The sequence below is a fragment of the Kitasatospora sp. NPDC127111 genome, from assembly GCF_042677465.1.
In the GTDB taxonomy this organism is placed as follows: Bacteria; Actinomycetota; Actinomycetes; order Streptomycetales; family Streptomycetaceae; genus Kitasatospora.
In genome coordinates this window covers 33,697-48,204 of sequence record NZ_JBHXTG010000071.1, presented here as the reverse complement: position 1 = coordinate 48,204, position 14,508 = coordinate 33,697, and the positions used below count along the sequence as shown (strand labels likewise).

Annotated in this window: 11 protein-coding genes and 1 pseudogene; 3 read left to right on the top strand and 9 right to left on the bottom strand. The window is 75.8% G+C overall.

Features of this window, described 5'->3' with window-relative positions:
- Nucleotides 1-47: 47 nt before the first annotated feature.
- The 5 genes from ACFVHB_RS32065 to ACFVHB_RS32045 form a co-directional block, all read right to left on the bottom strand.
- Complete coding sequence (locus tag ACFVHB_RS32065) at nucleotides 48-518, bottom strand: copper chaperone PCu(A)C (protein ID WP_380329208.1); 471 nt, start codon at nucleotides 516-518, stop codon at nucleotides 48-50.
- 263 nt (nucleotides 519-781) lie between these two features.
- Nucleotides 782-3,034: a heavy metal translocating P-type ATPase gene (locus ACFVHB_RS32060; RefSeq protein ID WP_380329220.1), complete on the bottom strand. Its 2,253-nt coding sequence runs from the start codon at nucleotides 3,032-3,034 to the stop codon at nucleotides 782-784.
- A gap of 59 nt (nucleotides 3,035-3,093) precedes the next feature.
- Nucleotides 3,094-3,276 carry a hypothetical protein gene (locus tag ACFVHB_RS32055; RefSeq protein WP_380329206.1) on the bottom strand — a complete coding sequence of 61 codons (183 nt, stop codon included), beginning with the start codon at nucleotides 3,274-3,276 and terminating at the stop codon, nucleotides 3,094-3,096.
- Nucleotides 3,277-3,430: 154 nt separating this feature from the next.
- Nucleotides 3,431-5,470: a TerD family protein gene (locus ACFVHB_RS32050; protein ID WP_380329218.1), complete on the bottom strand. Its 2,040-nt coding sequence runs from the start codon at nucleotides 5,468-5,470 to the stop codon at nucleotides 3,431-3,433.
- Nucleotides 5,471-5,798: 328 nt separating this feature from the next.
- Nucleotides 5,799-6,128 (bottom strand): hypothetical protein, encoded by a 330-nt coding sequence (locus ACFVHB_RS32045; protein ID WP_380329204.1) that lies wholly within the window; start codon nucleotides 6,126-6,128, stop codon nucleotides 5,799-5,801.
- Here ACFVHB_RS32045 and ACFVHB_RS32040 point away from each other — a divergent pair.
- Complete coding sequence (locus ACFVHB_RS32040; RefSeq protein ID WP_380329202.1) at nucleotides 6,118-6,417, top strand: hypothetical protein; 300 nt, start codon at nucleotides 6,118-6,120, stop codon at nucleotides 6,415-6,417. The genes ACFVHB_RS32045 and ACFVHB_RS32040 overlap by 11 nt on opposite strands.
- A gap of 39 nt (nucleotides 6,418-6,456) precedes the next feature.
- Here the strand turns inward: ACFVHB_RS32040 and ACFVHB_RS32035 are convergent, their stop codons facing one another.
- On the bottom strand, nucleotides 6,457-8,826 hold the full coding sequence (locus ACFVHB_RS32035) for a lamin tail domain-containing protein (protein ID WP_380329200.1): 2,370 nt from the start codon (nucleotides 8,824-8,826) through the stop codon (nucleotides 6,457-6,459).
- A 301-nt stretch (nucleotides 8,827-9,127) separates the two neighbouring features.
- Between ACFVHB_RS32035 and ACFVHB_RS32030 the strand changes: the two are divergent.
- Nucleotides 9,128-9,949: pseudogene (locus ACFVHB_RS32030) on the top strand (alpha/beta fold hydrolase); the annotation flags it as partial.
- A gap of 130 nt (nucleotides 9,950-10,079) precedes the next feature.
- Here the strand turns inward: ACFVHB_RS32030 and ACFVHB_RS32025 are convergent.
- The 3 genes from ACFVHB_RS32025 to ACFVHB_RS32015 form a co-directional block, all read right to left on the bottom strand.
- Nucleotides 10,080-10,517, bottom strand: coding sequence for a PPOX class F420-dependent oxidoreductase (locus ACFVHB_RS32025; protein WP_380329198.1), 438 nt, complete (start codon nucleotides 10,515-10,517; stop codon nucleotides 10,080-10,082).
- A 109-nt stretch (nucleotides 10,518-10,626) separates the two neighbouring features.
- Nucleotides 10,627-11,412, bottom strand: coding sequence for a DUF4239 domain-containing protein (locus ACFVHB_RS32020; RefSeq protein ID WP_380329196.1), 786 nt, complete (start codon nucleotides 11,410-11,412; stop codon nucleotides 10,627-10,629).
- A 23-nt stretch (nucleotides 11,413-11,435) separates the two neighbouring features.
- The gene (locus tag ACFVHB_RS32015) at nucleotides 11,436-12,653 is read right to left on the bottom strand and encodes a D-alanyl-D-alanine carboxypeptidase family protein (RefSeq protein ID WP_380329194.1); all 1,218 of its coding nucleotides are present in this window, start codon (nucleotides 12,651-12,653) and stop codon (nucleotides 11,436-11,438) included.
- A gap of 786 nt (nucleotides 12,654-13,439) precedes the next feature.
- Between ACFVHB_RS32015 and ACFVHB_RS32010 the strand changes: the two genes are divergently transcribed.
- The gene (locus ACFVHB_RS32010) at nucleotides 13,440-14,444 is read left to right on the top strand and encodes an alpha/beta fold hydrolase (protein ID WP_380329192.1); all 1,005 of its coding nucleotides are present in this window, start codon (nucleotides 13,440-13,442) and stop codon (nucleotides 14,442-14,444) included.
- The last annotated feature ends 64 nt before the right edge of the window (nucleotides 14,445-14,508 follow it).

Sequence of the window (14,508 nt, the reverse complement as noted above, 5' to 3'; positions counted from 1 at the left end):
CCCGGGGAGAGGGCCCGGCCGCCGCCGTGCCGGTGGGAGCCCGCCGCTCAGCCGTTGCGCCGGCCGCCCGGCGGGACGACCTCGGCCCGCACCTTCAGCTCGGGGCTGTGACGGAAGCTGAGCGTGAACTCCACCCACTGCCCGGCCCGCAGCGGCGGCGGGTTGGTGATCATCAGATCGGCGTCCTCGGGTGACATCACCAGCTCGCCGCGTTCCGGCACCGGCAGCGCCGCGACCGGCTCCCAGCGGCCGGACGCGCCCTGGTGCTGGTGCCGCTTCAGCGTGATCCGTCCGCCGAACTCCCACTGCGCGCCCACGAGTTCGTCGGGGACGTCACCGGGGTTGCGGACCGTGAAGAAGGCCGCCGTGGCGGTCGAGCCGCCCGCCGTCGGCAGCAGCAGCCAACCCGGCCCGGCCTCGACCGGGCGCTGCCGGCCCGCCCCGCCGACCGCCGTCCAGCCGGAGAGCAGCGCCAGCGCGACCGCGGCCGCCGCCACCGGCGGCCCGACCGCGCGCACGCGCTCCGCGCTCCGGCGCGAGCCGGCCCGGCGGGCGTCGGCGCGGCGGGCGGCCTTCCCGCTGGTGCGCGGGCCGTCCGTGCCCGCCGCTTCCGCGGCTGCCGCTTCCGCGGCTGCCGCTTCCGTGCCTGCCGCTTCCGCGCCTGCCGGGGACATGGCCGTCCCCGCCGCGTCCCTGCCCGCCGCGTCCGTCCCCGCCGCGTCCCTGCCTGCCGCGTCCGTGCCCGTCCCGTCGGAGTCGTTGCCCCGGGAGCGCGCCGCCCTCACCGTCCCGCCCCCGCCGGCGACCGGCGCCGGCGCACCGGCGCACCGCTCCCGCCGTCGGCCGGACGGCCGGCGCCGCGGCCCGGCTGCCAGGTGCGCAGCCGCAGGCTGTTCGCCACCACCAGCAGCGAGCTGAGCGACATCGCCACCGCCGCCAGCATCGGGTTCAGCACCCCGACCGCCGCCAGCGGGATCAGCACCGCGTTGTACCCGAACGCCCAGAGCAGGTTGGTCCGGATCGTGGCGAGGGTCCGTCGGGCCAGCCGGACGGCGTCCACCACCGCCTCGATGTCGCCGCGCACCAGGGTCAGCCCGGCGGCGCCGATCGCGGCGTCACTGCCGGAGGCCAGCGCGACCCCGAGGTCCGCCGAGGCGAGCGCGACCGCGTCGTTGACGCCGTCGCCGACCACCGCCGTCGTCCGTCCGGCCGCCTTCAGCTCGGCGACGACCTCGGCCTTGCGCTCGGGCGACGCCGAGGCGTGCACCCGCTCGATCCCCAGTTCCGCCGCCACCGCCCGGGCCGCACCGGGGCCGTCCCCGGTGAGCAGGACGGTCTCCAGGCCCAGCCCGCGCAGCCGGTGCAGCGCCCGCCAGCTGCCGGAGCGCAGGGTGTCGCCGACCGCGAGGACCGCGGCCGGCCGCCCGTCCAGCTCCGCCACCACGGCCGTCCTTCCGGCGGCCGCGGCGCGCTCGAGCGCCTCGTTCAGACCGGCCGGCAGCGGGACCGTGGCGTCGTCGGGCCGGACCACCCGGACCTGCCGCCCCTCGACCGTGCCGGTGACCCCGACTCCGGCGGTGGCCGTGAAGTCGGCCACCGCCGGAAGGGGCTCGGAGCCGCACCGGGCCCGGGCCGCCCCCACAACGGCCCTCCCGATGGGGTGCTCCGAACGGTGCTCGACGGCTCCCACAAGCCGCAGCACCTGGTCCTCGGCCGCACCGGGCGCGGTGGTCAGCTCGGTGAGCTCCATCCGCCCGGTGGTCAGCGTGCCGGTCTTGTCCAGCACCACGGTGTCGATCCGGCGCAGGCTCTCCAGCACCTCCGGCCCGCGCACCAGCACGCCCAGCTCGGCGCCCCGCCCGGTCGCCGCCAGCAGGGCGGTCGGCGTGGCCAGGCCGAGCGCGCACGGGCAGGCCACCACCAGGACGGCGACCGCCGCGGTGACCGCCGCCTGCGGGTCGGCGCCCGCGCCGAGCCAGAAGCCCAGGACGCACACCGCCACCGCCAGCACGCAGGGCACGAACACCCCGGCCACCGCGTCCGCCAGCCGCTGCGCCCGGGCCTTGCCCGCCTGGGCGTCCGCCACCAGCGCGGTGATCCGCGCCAGCTGGGTGTCGGCACCGACCGCCGTCGCCCGGACGACGAGCGCGCCGCCGACGTTGACCGTCGCACCGGCCACCTGGTCCCCGGGGCCGACCTCCACCGGCACGCTCTCGCCGGTCAGCAGGCTCAGGTCGAGCGCCGACCCGCCGTCCACCACCACCCCGTCGGTGGCCACCCGCTCGCCCGGCCGGACCACGAACTCCTGCCCGGGCAGCAGCTGTTCGATCGGCAGCAGGCGCTCCGCCCCGGACTCCCGGTCCCGGACGCACACCTCCTTGGCGCCCAGCTCGGCCAGCGCCCGCAGCGCGGAGCCGCTGCGCCGCCGCACCCGGCCCTCCAGCAGCCGCCCGGCCAGCACGAACAGCGGCACCCCGACGGCCGCCTCCAGGTAGACGTGCGCGGCGCCGCCGCCGTCCGCGGTCAGCGAGAACGGCATCCGCATGCCGATCGCCCCGGCGCCGCCGAACAGCAGCGCGTACCCGGACCAGCCGAAGGACGCCACCACCCCGAGGCTCACCAGGGTGTCCATCGTCGCGGCCGCGTGCCGCAGCCCCTGCCAGGCCCGCCGGTGGAACCCGGCCGACCCCCACGTCACCACCGGCACCGCCAGCCCGAAGCAGACCCACTGCCAGGCCGGGAACTGCAGCGCCGGCACCATCGACAGCACCACCACCGGCACGGCCAGCAGCGCCGTGACCAGCAGCCGCCACCGCTCGCCGGGGCCCTCCCCCTGATCCGCCAGCGGCTGCCCTTCGGCCGCCAACTCGGCCGTGTACCCGGCCCGTTCGACCGCCGCGACCAGCTCCTCGACCGGCACCCCGGCCGGGTGCAGCACCCGCGCCCGCCCGGTGGCCAGGTTGACCCCGGCGGTGACCCCGTCGATCCGCGCCAGTCGCTTCTCCACCCGGCTCACGCAGGCCGCGCAGGTCATCCCGCCGACCGCCAGGTCCGTACTGACCAGCTCCCCGGCGTCCGCGCCCGCGACCGCGCTCACCGGCCCGCCCCCATGTCGTGCCCGCTCATCCCCGGGTTGCCCCCGCCGCCGCCCCCGGGCGTCAGCCCCGGCGACACCGGCCCCGCCCCGCGTCCCACCGCGTACGCCACCACGAACACCACCACCAGCAGCAGGGCGAACCCCGCCAGCACCCTCAACGGCCGGCCACCCGGCGACATCGCACTCACCCTCCACCAGTCGGCCCGCCGGGCCAGGTGGTTCCCGTACGGTCCGAATGGCGCCGATCACACCGGCGCCCGGAAGACGGCGGGGCCGGAGCCGCACCCGCGGTTCCGGCCCCGCCGACGACGCCCGCCCGCTACGCCCCGCCCGCTACGCGCGGCGCGCCGCCCGGTGGTCGAGGTGGGCGATCACGCTCGTGTGGAACCGCTCGACGGCGGCGTCCACGCTGCGGATGAAGCCGGACTCGGCGTTGCCGCGGGTGTTGCCCATCGTCTTCGAGAGCGACAGCCGGAATCCGGTGATCTTCGAGGAGTCCTTCGGCAGCAGGTCGCCGGGTTCGGGCCGCAGCTTCTCCAGCGTGCCCCGCGGGCCGGCGGTCGCGCCGTCGGTCAGGGTCTCGACGTGCAGGTCGGCCGGTGCCTCGGCGAGCTGGCGGACCAGCCGCTTGACCCAGCTGAGCGGGTACCCGGCCTCGGGGGCGGCGATCTCCATCGAGGTGCGGAGCTTGCCCAAGCGCAGGTCGGCGGTGATCCCGAGGTTGCCGGCGGTGTCGGCGATCCTGATCTCGGCGGTGAGCCGGCCGTCCGTGCAGAGCCGGTCGGCGAGCGCGGCGCGGCGGTCCGAGGCGTCCTGACCCCGGCGGTTCGGCTGGACGGGCAGCACCTTGACGCCGAGTTCGCCACCGAGCTGGAAGCAGACCTGACGGATGAGGCGCTCCCAGCTCTCGGCCACCTGGACGGCGCGTTCGTCGCCTTCGACGAGGGTCTCGTCGTCGATGCCGTTGCGGACCGGCACCCAGGCCGGCCCCATGTTCTGGAAGCCGTGGCAGCCGGAGTTCTCGTGCTGGAGGTAGTGCAGCAGTTCCTCCAGCAGCCAGGCGTGCGCCGGGTTGGCCACTCCCTCGTGCCGGATCAGCATCTTCGCGTGGAAGGTCACCTCGGCCCAGGACAGGTGGCAGAGCGCGACCTTGTGCTTGCGGCGTCCGTCGATCTTGACCGGGACGAGCGGGACACCCTCCAGCGCGACGTCGTTGGAGAGCGTGATGACCGCCTCGTAGCCGCGGCGGGCCGCGATGTCCATGTAGTCCTGGACCTGCTCCGCCTTCAGCGGGTTCCCGTTGGTCTTGCTCTCCACCAGGGCCGTCCAGCGCCGCCCCGCCCGCTCGACCCGGATGACACCGTCCGGTCGCTTGGGGGAGTCGCCGTGGGGGAGCGACACCTCGGTGAAGTTCTCCATCCGGCCGGCCGGGGCGCCGAACGCGGCGGTGAGCCGACGGCCGAACTCCGGGACCTGGGCCATCACCGACAGCAGCACCGAGGTGGCGCGCACCTCTCGCTCGCGGTCGCTCTTCAGGGTGGTGGCGGGGAAGAGCCGGGCCGACCGCCAGGAGTCGTTCTCGGCCAGTGACGGCTTCGGGCTCCTGGGACGGATCACCTTCTTCCTGGCGGTGCGCAGCCGCTTGGGCGTGGCGGGCGCCGCCGGCGTCCCCTCGGGCGCCGACGCCGTCTCGTCGGGTGCCGAGGGCTGCCGGGGCACGAGCGCCTTGACGGGCGGCGCCCCGGCCGGCTCGTCGGTGGCCGGCTCGGGGGTGTCGACCCGGGCGTCGGCCCCGGTGGGTCCGTCGGCCGCCCCCTCGGCGTCCTCCTGGCCCTCGTCGTCGTCGATCTCGATGCCGAAGTCCGTGGCCAGCCCGGCCAGACCGGTGTCGTAGCCCTGGCCCACGGCGCGGAACTTCCACTCCTGGTTGCGCCGGTAGATCTCGCCGAAGACGAACGCGCTCTCGGTCGTCGCGTCACCGATGGCGAAGCCGAGCAGTGGCTCGCCGGTGCTGTCGGCCAGGCCGAGCCGGAGACCGTCCAACTGGCCGAAGGCGGCACGCCGGTGACGGCTGGCCGCGATCACCAGCCGCTCGACGTCGGCGGGTACGGCGGTCAGGTCGAGCTGGATCCGGTCCTCCGTGCCGTCCTCGGTCGGCGTCTGCCCGAGCAGCTGGACGCTGCCGTCCTCGGCCGCCAGGTTGTTGTAGAAGAAGAAGTCGGCGTTGCTCCGGACCTTGCCCTCCGCGGTCAGGAGCAGCACGGACACGTCGGCGTCCGCGTCGCCGCCGGGGCTGCTCCAGCCCAGGCTCACGATCACGGAGTCGACGCTCTCGCTCAGCGTCGCCAGCCCGACGTTGGCGCCCTTGACCATTTCCACCACGACATGCCCCCAAGCCGATCCGGGGCTGCGCCACCCCGAACCGGCGCGCAGCACGATGTCGCTGCCACTGGCACGTGCCCGGGGCAGCAAGCAGGGAGCCTAGCGGCATTGACGGGCGGTCCGGCCTGGCTTTTCGCAGATTGTGTGCATGCAATCGGAATGTGATCTTCCGTGCGGGGCCGGGGGCGGTGCGCCCGGCCGCCCCACTCGAACGGGGGAGCACGGTTCGCGGGGAGGGGTGGTTGTTGCGAAGCATGGGGCGTGCGGGCCGTCGGGCCCGAGGTGGTGAGTCGGGAGAGGGATCCTCGGTGCGCGAAGTTCAGGGACTGCCGCGTCGGTGCGGCGTGGGGGTGCGAGTGGTGGCGTTCATGGCGGTGCTGGGCGGGCTGGGGGTGCTGGCGGCGTGCAGCAGCACGTCGACCAACCCGTCCATCGCCTCGCCGGGGTCGGCCTCGACGCTGACCACGACGCCCGAGCCGTCGCAGTTCTCGGGGGAGCCGCCGTCCGCGCTGGCCTCGGTGGCGGAGTCGGCGCTGGCGTCGGTCTCGGCCGCGGCCGCGTCCGCCTCGGCCGCCGCGGCGTCGTTCGAGGCGTCGGTGTCGGCGCAGGGCGCGGAGGCGCGGCAGAAGGCGGCGGACGTGCTGGGCACCCTGGAGAACGGGGGCAACGCGCTCGGGGACGTCACGCTCACCGGGGTGCCGCGGGCGCGGACCGGGGGGTTGCACGCGGTCGTGGTGACGATCGAGAACAGCGGCCTCGACACCGCTTCCTACGCGGTGCAGGTCGACTTCACCGACCCCAGCGGGAAGACGGTGGACAGCGCGGTGGTCGGTGCCCTGCGCCTGCCGGCCGGGGACAAGGCGCAGCCGGTCGCCTTCAGCAAGGCGCCGGCCGACCAGACGCTGCTGCCGGTGGTGGTGAAGGCGGTGCGGTACTGACCCCGGGCCGCCGGGGTCGGTACCGCACCGGACGGGGTGTCACGGCAGCGGGAGCCGGACGACCTGCGGGTCGTGGTCGCTGAGCTGGGTGGGGAACTCGCTGTTGAGGTGGACGATGTCGTAGCCGTAGGGCAGGGCGGCCAGCTGTCCGGAGATCAGGATGTGGTCCAGGACCTGGGAGTTGCCCTCGTAGACGTAGGTGTAGCGCTGGTCGAGGGGCAGGGTGCGGGGGAGGTCGACCAGGGAGCCGCCGGCGGTGAGCAGGTCGGCGGTCCGGGAGAACTCGAAGTCGTTGAGGTCGCCGAGCACGATGACCGAGGCGTTCGGGTCGACGGCGAGGATCTGGTCGGTGAAGGACTTCACCACGGCGGCCTGGGCGTGCCGCTGGCTCTCGGAGGGGTGGGCGGGCTGCTGGTAACGGCCGAACAGGGGCTGGTCGCCGCCCTTGGAGTTGAAGTGGTTGGCGATCACGAAGACCGGCTTGCCGTGCCAGCGGAACTCGCCGGCCAGTGGCTTGCGGCTGGCGTCGAAGGCGGAGTTGCCGGGGTCGATCCGGCCGGGGGAGTGGGCGAGCGCCGGGGTGCCTGCGTCGTCGACCACGGAGTCGGCGGTGGTGGAGCCGCCGCCGGGGCGGTCGGTGAAGGTCAGGCCGCGGTCGGTGCGGTAGAGCAGCACCTGGCGGATGTTGCCGCCGGGCTGGCCGCCGTCCTGGCCGTCGACCGGGTCGATCTGCCGGTAGGAGTAGGCCGGGCCGCCGGCCGCGGTGATGGCGGCGGTGAGCTCGGCGAGGGTCTGGCCGGCGGCGACGACGCCGTCGTCGGTGGCGCCGCTGTCGTCCTGGATCTCCTCCAGCGCGACCAGGTCGGGCGAGCGGAGGTTGGTGACGATGCCGGCGGCGAGGCCGTCGAACTTGCTCTGCGGGTCGCCCGGGGCGAGGTTCTCCACGTTGAAGGTGGCGGCGGTCAGTTCGCCGGTGGCGGGCACGGTGGTGGTCTCGGGCGCGAGGCCGCCGGGGGCGACCGCCGGGGTGGCGGTGACCAGCAGCTTGAAGTTGCCGAAGGAGTAGTCGAGCACGCCGACGGTGGCGCCGGTGAGGGTGTCGCCGACGGTGGCGGTCGGGGTGGGGGCGAGCACGTCGTCGAGGAGCACCCGCTCCGGGTTGGCGTCGGCCGGCTGGAGCAGGATGCCGCCCCGGGCGGTCCGGGTGGTGCTGCCCCGCGGGACGACCGGGATCTCGCCGAACTTGCTGGTCGGCCCGACGACCGCCGAGTCGTCCAGCTCGACCCGCATGCCCTCCAGCGACTCCCAGAAGTCGAGGCCGTCGGTGGCGGGCCGGAAGGACCCGGCGGTCTCGACGTCGCCGCTGGTGACGCCGGAGATCACGGCGGCGGGCGGCACCCGGCCGCCGGCGCCGACCAGGGTGGGCGCCGGCAGCGGCGCGTTGTGGGCGACGACGGTGACGCTCGGGCCGCTCAGCTCGGTGACGGTGAGGTTGGCGGTGCCGCCGGTGCCGCCCGGCCGGTACTCGCCGACCGTGCCGTTCACCCGCACCGAGTCGCCGACCGCGACGCCCGGGGCGGACGCGGTGTGGACGTAGACGGCCTCGCTGGTGGCCGGGTCGGCGTCCGGCGTCGGGTCCTGGTACCAGAAGCCGGCCGGGCCGACGGCGGTCACCACGCCGGGCACCGCGCTGACCGACCGGCCGGCCAGCGGGGAGGTGCGGGCGGCGCCCTGGACGTCGTGTATTCGGGTGCCTCCGCCGGAACCGCCGCCGGTGGAGGAGGAGTTGCGCGGGGTGGGCGCGGTGACGGCGAAGTCGGCCGCGTTGTCGTCGGTGTCGGTGGCGCCGCCGCCGGCCCGCAGCGCGGCGGTGGTGTTGGACAGGGTGCCGGTCGGCGACCCCTCCGAAGAGCTCGCGGAACTGCCGTAGCCGACCAGGTCCTTGACGCCCGGCTGGCCGGCGCAGCCCGAACCGCAGGTGAGCGCCGTGCCGCTGGTGACCAGGGCGACCTTGCCGGCGGTCGCGCTCATGGCGATCGTGCCGGTGGCGTCGGGGGCCGGCAGGGCGGAGCCGGCGCCGGCTCCGGCCGCCTCCTGGACGAGGTGGTACTTCCCGGGGGCGATGGTGCCCGACAGCGTGGTCCGGGACCAGGACGAGCCGCCGGCCGAGGCGTACTGCACCGTCCAGCCGGTGATCGTGACCGGGGTGGTGCCGCGGTTGTACAGCTCGATGAAGTCGTTGGTGTACGGGGCGCCGGAGTTGCCGCCGCCGCCGTACACCTGGCTGATCACGATGTCGGGCGAGACGGCCCGGGCGGTGGTGGCGGGCAGGGCGAGCAGGGCTCCCACCACGGCGGCCGCGGAGGCCACCGCCAGGGTACGGAGGCGGACTCGGTCGGTTCTCGGCATGGGCTCTCCTCCTGGTGGACGGACGGCCCGTCCGTCCGGCGGATCTGACGGCGGGGGGATTCCGGGCGCTGCGTGTCTAACAGCGCCACCGGACCCATACCGCGCGCTCCGGCCGACGGCCAGACGTACAGCGGAAGAACACTTCTCCTGGCATGTACGCACCCGGACGGTTCGTCCACGGCCGCACCCCGTGCGGCAGGGCGGGCCCCGGGTGTCCGGCGCAGCCCCCTTGCCCCGCGTGCTACCCGTCGGTAATCCTGTCGGTCACCCTTGCTGACGCCGCGTCCAACAGAGGAGCCGCATGTCCGCCGACGTCACCTTCCCGCTGCCCGCCCCGTACGGACCCGGGGCGGTGACCGTGCGCCACCGGCGGACCGGCACCGGCACCCCGCTCCTGCTGCTGCACGGCATCGGCCACCACTGGCAGGCCTGGGAGCCGGTGCTGCCCGCACTCGCCGAACGGCACGAGGTGATCGCCGTCGACCTCCCCGGGTTCGGCGCCTCGCCCGCCCTGCCGCCGGGCGTGCCGTACGGGCTGGACGCGGTGGTCCCGGTGCTCGGGCGGCTCTGCGCCGAGCTCGGGATCGAGCGGCCGCACGTCGCCGGGAACTCGCTCGGCGGCCTGCTGGCGCTCGGACTCGGCCGGGCCGGGCTCGCCCGCTCGGTGACGGCGCTGGCGCCGGCCGGATTCTGGACGGAGGCCGAACGCCGCTACGCCTACGCCGTCCTCGGCGGCATGCGGGTCGGCGCCCGGCTGCTGCCGCCACCGCTGGTCGGCCGGCTCGCCCGCAGCACGGCCGGCCGCGCGCTGCTGGTCTCCACCATCTACGCCCGCCCCGGCCGCCGGGACGCCGCCGCCGCGGTCGCCGAGACCGCGGCACTGCGCGGCGCGACCGGCTTCGAACCCACCCTGGCGGCCGGCCGCGGCCTGCGCTTCACCGGGGACCTCGCCGCCCTCCCGGTCACCGTCGCCTGGGGCACCCGCGACCGCATCCTGCTGCGCCGTCAGGGCCTGCGCGCCCTGCACGAACTGCCCGGCGCCCGGCTGGTCCGGCTGCCCGGCTGCGGACACGTGCCGATGAGCGACGACCCGGAGCTGGTGGCCCGGGTGATCCTGGACACCTGCGCCGCGGAGGACCGGGCGGCCGGCGGAGCCGGGACGGCGGGGGCGGCCGGAGCGGCCGGAGCGGCTGGGACAGCTGGGCCGGGGGGAGCGGCCGGCACCGGTGGCACGGCGGGGTCGGCCGGGGCGGTCAGCCGGCCAGTGTGATCCGGATGCCGACGGTGCCGCGCTCGCCGCGCCGCACCCGGCTGCCGAGCAGGGTGAGCACCCCGAGCAGGCCGTACTTCTGCCGCAGCAGCGTCCGGTAGCCGGCCGTCCGCTCGGGGCCGAGGATCTCGGCGGTGGCCGGGTACGACTCGCCGGTCGGCCGGCCCTTGACGTCGCAGGGGCCGACCAGGACGTCGGCGCGGTTGCGGATCCGCTTCACCTTCCAGGAGTCCGCGACGGTCCAGATGCCCAACGCGTCGCCGTCGCGGACCACCCAGACCGGAGTGGGCACGGCGGTGCCGTCCTTCTTGTAGGTGGTCACCAGCAGGTAGCTGCCGGAGGCGAGGCGGACCAGGCGCTCCAGCAGTTCCTGCTTCGCGGGGTCGGGGCCGTTCGCGGGGTCGGGAGTCGCGGCGTTCATGGCGGGAAGTTTAGGCCCTGTCCGCCGGACAGGCCCTCGGCCCTGCCCGGGACGGTCGCCGGGCCGCCGCCCGCCGCGGACTCCCGCGACCGCGCCGCGCCCGCCGGGCTCACCAGAACTTCGCCAGCGTGCTCTGCTTGAACGGCTGCGGGCTGACACACAGGTCGCCGGCGAACGGGCGGTCCAGCACCAGGACCAGGAGCAGACTGAACCCGATCAGCCCGGCCACCGACCCGACGAACAGCAGTCGCATCCGCCGGTCGCGGATGCCGTAGACGAAGGTGAGCGGCAGGATCACCAGCGCCCCGCCGATCACCAGCAGCCACAGCAGGGGCGGCAGCGACAGCCGGCTGTCCGCGATCCTCGCCCGGCGCTGGGCGACGGCGTCGTTCAGGCTGTCCACCGCCTTCTGGTAGAAGACCTGCTCGGTCTGGGTCTGCGGCTCGAACGCGCGCAGCGCCGCGTACACGTCCTCCATCCGCTCGGCGGTGCGGGCGAAGTCGCCCCGGCCCTCGCGCATCAGCGGCCACTGCTGCTCGACCACGGCGTGCACGTAGGTGCCGACCGCCGCGTCCACCGCCGCCTGGTGCTCGGGCGGGAACGCGCGGGCGTCGCGGACGATCTGGGAGATCGAGGTCGCCTCGGTGGCGACCACCGCCTCGGTGCCTTCCAGCTGGGTCCAGAGGTTGACGATGACGAAGGCCAGGATGATGCCGTAGATCGCGCTGAACATGCTGAGCACCACGCCCACCATCTCGTTGTGCTCACCCGCCGCGAGGGCCGGGTACCGGCGGTAGGAGAGCAGGCTGCCGGCGACGGCGAGCGCGACGAAGCCGCCGACCACCAGCACCGTCAGGAGCCCGGTCGGGAACCGGTTGAGCAGCCAGAGTTCCATGAGCCCTCCCTCGCCCCGGCCGGTCACCGGGGCCGTCGGGAGCGGGACCGGGTCGAGCGCACCAGCGCGCGGACGGTCCGGGCGGCGGACCGCCGCCGGCGGCGCCCGCCCACCGCCGTCGAGCCGCTCGGTGCCCTCGCGTCGCCCAGCGCCGTGGCGCCGGCCCGGGGGAGGGCGGCGGGCCCGGCACCGGCCGCCGGGGCCACCGGGTGGGGCCGGCGCCGGCCACGGAGGCGGCCCGCCGCCCAGAGCGCCAGCAGCCCGCCCAGCGCGACCGTCGCCCAGCCGGCCGGGCCGAGCGCGTCGTCGGCCCGGCGGATGGCGTGCGGCAGCCCGCCCGAGGCCGGCGCCGCGGTGGCCGGGGCGGAGGCGTCGGGCGTCTCCTCGACCAGCCGCCCGACCGGCGCGACCTTGCCCGCCGCGGCGAACCCCCAGTCCAGCAGGCTGGCCGCCTCGTCGTACACCTTCGACTGCTGCTCCGGGTGCATCACCGTCACCAGCAGCGTGCGACCGCCGCGTTCGGCGGCGCCGGTGAAGGTGGCCCCGGCACCCGTGGTGTAGCCGTTCTTCACCCCGATCAGCCCCGGGTACTTGCCGAGCAGCCGGTCGGTGTTGGCGATGTCGAAGGTGGTCCGCTGGCCGGTGGTCTTGTCGACGCCTCCGGGGAAGTGCGCGGTACGGGTGGAGCAGTAGGTGCGGAAGTCCGCGTTGCGCAGCCCGGCCCGGGCGAACAGGGTCAGGTCGTACGCCGAGGAGACCTGCCCCGGCATGTCGTAACCGTCGGGCGAGAGCACGCGGGTGTCCCGCGCCTGCAACGACAGCGCGCGGGCCTGCATCTGGGCCACGGTCTGGGCCAGCCCGCCGTTCATGTGCGCCAGGACGTGCACCGCGTCGTTGCCGGAGGCCAGGAACACGCCGCGCCAGAGGTCCTCCACCCGGTACGGCAGGTTCTCCTTGACGCCGACCAGGCTGCTGCCCGCGCCCAGGTCGGCCAGCTCGGCCGGCGTCACCCTGTGCTCCAGTGACCGGTCGAACTTGGGCAGCACGGTGTCCGCGAACAGCATCTTCAGCGTGCTCGCCGGGGGCAGCGGCAGGTGGGCGTTCTGCGCGGCCAGCACCTCACCGGTCACCGCGTCCGCGACCAGCCACGACCGCCCGGTCAGCCCGGCCGGCAGCGCGGGCGCCCCGGCCAGCGGCGCCACCTGCACGGCCGGCCGGCCCAGCCGCTCGCCGCCGACCACGGAGGCCGCGTCCTGCCCGCCGGCGGCCGGCGCTCCGGCCGCGGACGTGGACGACGCGGACGGCCGGGACGACGCGGACGGCGACGCCGAGACGGCCGGTGTGACGGCCGGTGTGACGGCCGGTGACACGACCGCCGTCGCCGCGGCGGTCGGTGCCAGGACGGCCGGTGCCACGCCCGCGGCCAGCAGTGCGGCGACGGCGCGGACGGCCGCCGGCCGGCTGACGGGGTGCGACCCGCGAGGCGCCCCGGGCGGGACCGGCGTCCGTCGCCGCGTCGATGTCTGCTGCACTGGCCTCTGCTGCACACCGCGAACGTACCCGCGCCACCGGCGGCCCGCCGTGCCCGCTGCTCCGTCCGGGCCCGGCCGGGGGCTATGCCCGGCGCGCCCCGCCGGTCCGGCGGCCTGCCGGGGTGCCGCCCGCGCTCCGCTCCGCGTCGGGAGGGGGCCGGCTGCCGAAACCACGGCTTCGGTGGGGGTACGCCCGCGCCGAAAGCCGGATCCGGGCGCGCGCCCGCCTCCCCCCGGGCCGAGTAGCCCGCGCGGGCCGGGGGCGGTGGGCGCGGCGGCTGGTGGCGCTCCGGGGCGGTCAGCGGCGGGAATCGCTCCGCGACGTCCGGGGCCGCCTCCGGCGGGCTGCGCGGCCGCCCGCGCCGGGACGATCGATGGGTTCCGGTGGCGCTGCGGTGGGCAGGGTGGGGGGTGGATAGCGAACGGTCGGACGGAAACCGGCCGGTGACGATCCACAGGCAGTCCATGACGACCGGAGGAGCAGGGGTGGGCGACGTGACCAGGCGAACCGACAGCGGGTACGGCGGGATCCGGCACCGCGACATCGAGGTGAACGGCGTCCGGCTGCACCTCGCCGAACAGGGCGAGGGCCCGCTGGTCCTGCTGCTGCACGGGTTCCCGGAGAGCTGGTACTCCTGGCGCCACCAGTTCGCCCCGCTCGTCGCGGCCGGATACCGGGTGGTCGCCCCCGACCAGCGCGGCTACGCCCGCAGCGAGCAGCCGGCGGCCGTCGACGCCTACACCCTGCTCCACCTCGTCGGCGACGTCACGGCGCTGATCGGCGCGCTCGGCGGGGAGCCGGCCGTGCTGGTCGGCCACGACTGGGGCGCACCGGTCGCCTGGAGCACGGCCGCGCTCCGCCCCGACCTGGTGCGCGGCGTGGCCGGGCTGAGCGTGCCGCCGCTGCCGGTCTCCGGGCTGCCGCCGCTGGCGCAGTCCCGGGAGCGGTTCGGCGACGGCTTCTACCAGAACTACTTCCAGCGGCCCGGCGTCGCCGACGCCGAGCTCGCCCTGGACCCGCGCTCCACGTTCCGGCGCGTCCTGTTCAGCGGTTCCGGCGACCGCCCCGGGTCCGACCGCCCGAGCGGGTGGGTCGTCCCCGAGGGGCTGACCCTGCTGGACACCGTCCCCGAGCCGGAGAAGCTGCCCGACTGGCTCACCGAGGACGACATCGAGGCCTTCGCCGCCGACTACGCCGAGCACGGCGACCGCGCCTTCACCGGACCGCTCAACTGGTACCGGAACATCGACCGCAACAACGAGCTGCTCACCGCCTTCCACGGGTGCCGGATCGAGGTGCCCGCGCTCTACGTGGTCGGGGACCGCGACATGGTGACGGCGCTGATCGGCCCGGACGCGCTCCGGTTCCTGCTGGAGAACCTGACGCCCAAGCTGCACCGGCACGTCGTGCTGCCCGGCGCCGGCCACTGGACGCAGCAGGAGCGGCCGGCCGAGGTCACCGCCGCGCTGCTGGACTTCCTCCGGCACCTGGACGGCTGAACGCCCCGCCGGCTGCCCCGGCCGACTGCCCCGCCGGCCGCTTCGGGCGGCCGCTTCGGCGGTC

Bases quoted from the DNA above. Each gene is read 5' to 3' on its own strand.
- ACFVHB_RS32055 (WP_380329206.1), bottom strand. From the start codon at position 3,276: ATGTCGCCGGGTGGCCGGCCGTTGAGGGTGCTGGCGGGGTTCGCCCTG.
- ACFVHB_RS32050 (WP_380329218.1), bottom strand. From the start codon at position 5,470: ATGGTCAAGGGCGCCAACGTCGGGCTGGCGACGCTGAGCGAGAGCGTC.
- ACFVHB_RS32060 (WP_380329220.1), bottom strand. From the start codon at position 3,034: ATGACCTGCGCGGCCTGCGTGAGCCGGGTGGAGAAGCGACTGGCGCGG.
- ACFVHB_RS32025 (WP_380329198.1), bottom strand. From the start codon at position 10,517: ATGAACGCCGCGACTCCCGACCCCGCGAACGGCCCCGACCCCGCGAAG.
- ACFVHB_RS32020 (WP_380329196.1), bottom strand. From the start codon at position 11,412: ATGGAACTCTGGCTGCTCAACCGGTTCCCGACCGGGCTCCTGACGGTG.
- ACFVHB_RS32035 (WP_380329200.1), bottom strand. From the start codon at position 8,826: ATGCCGAGAACCGACCGAGTCCGCCTCCGTACCCTGGCGGTGGCCTCC.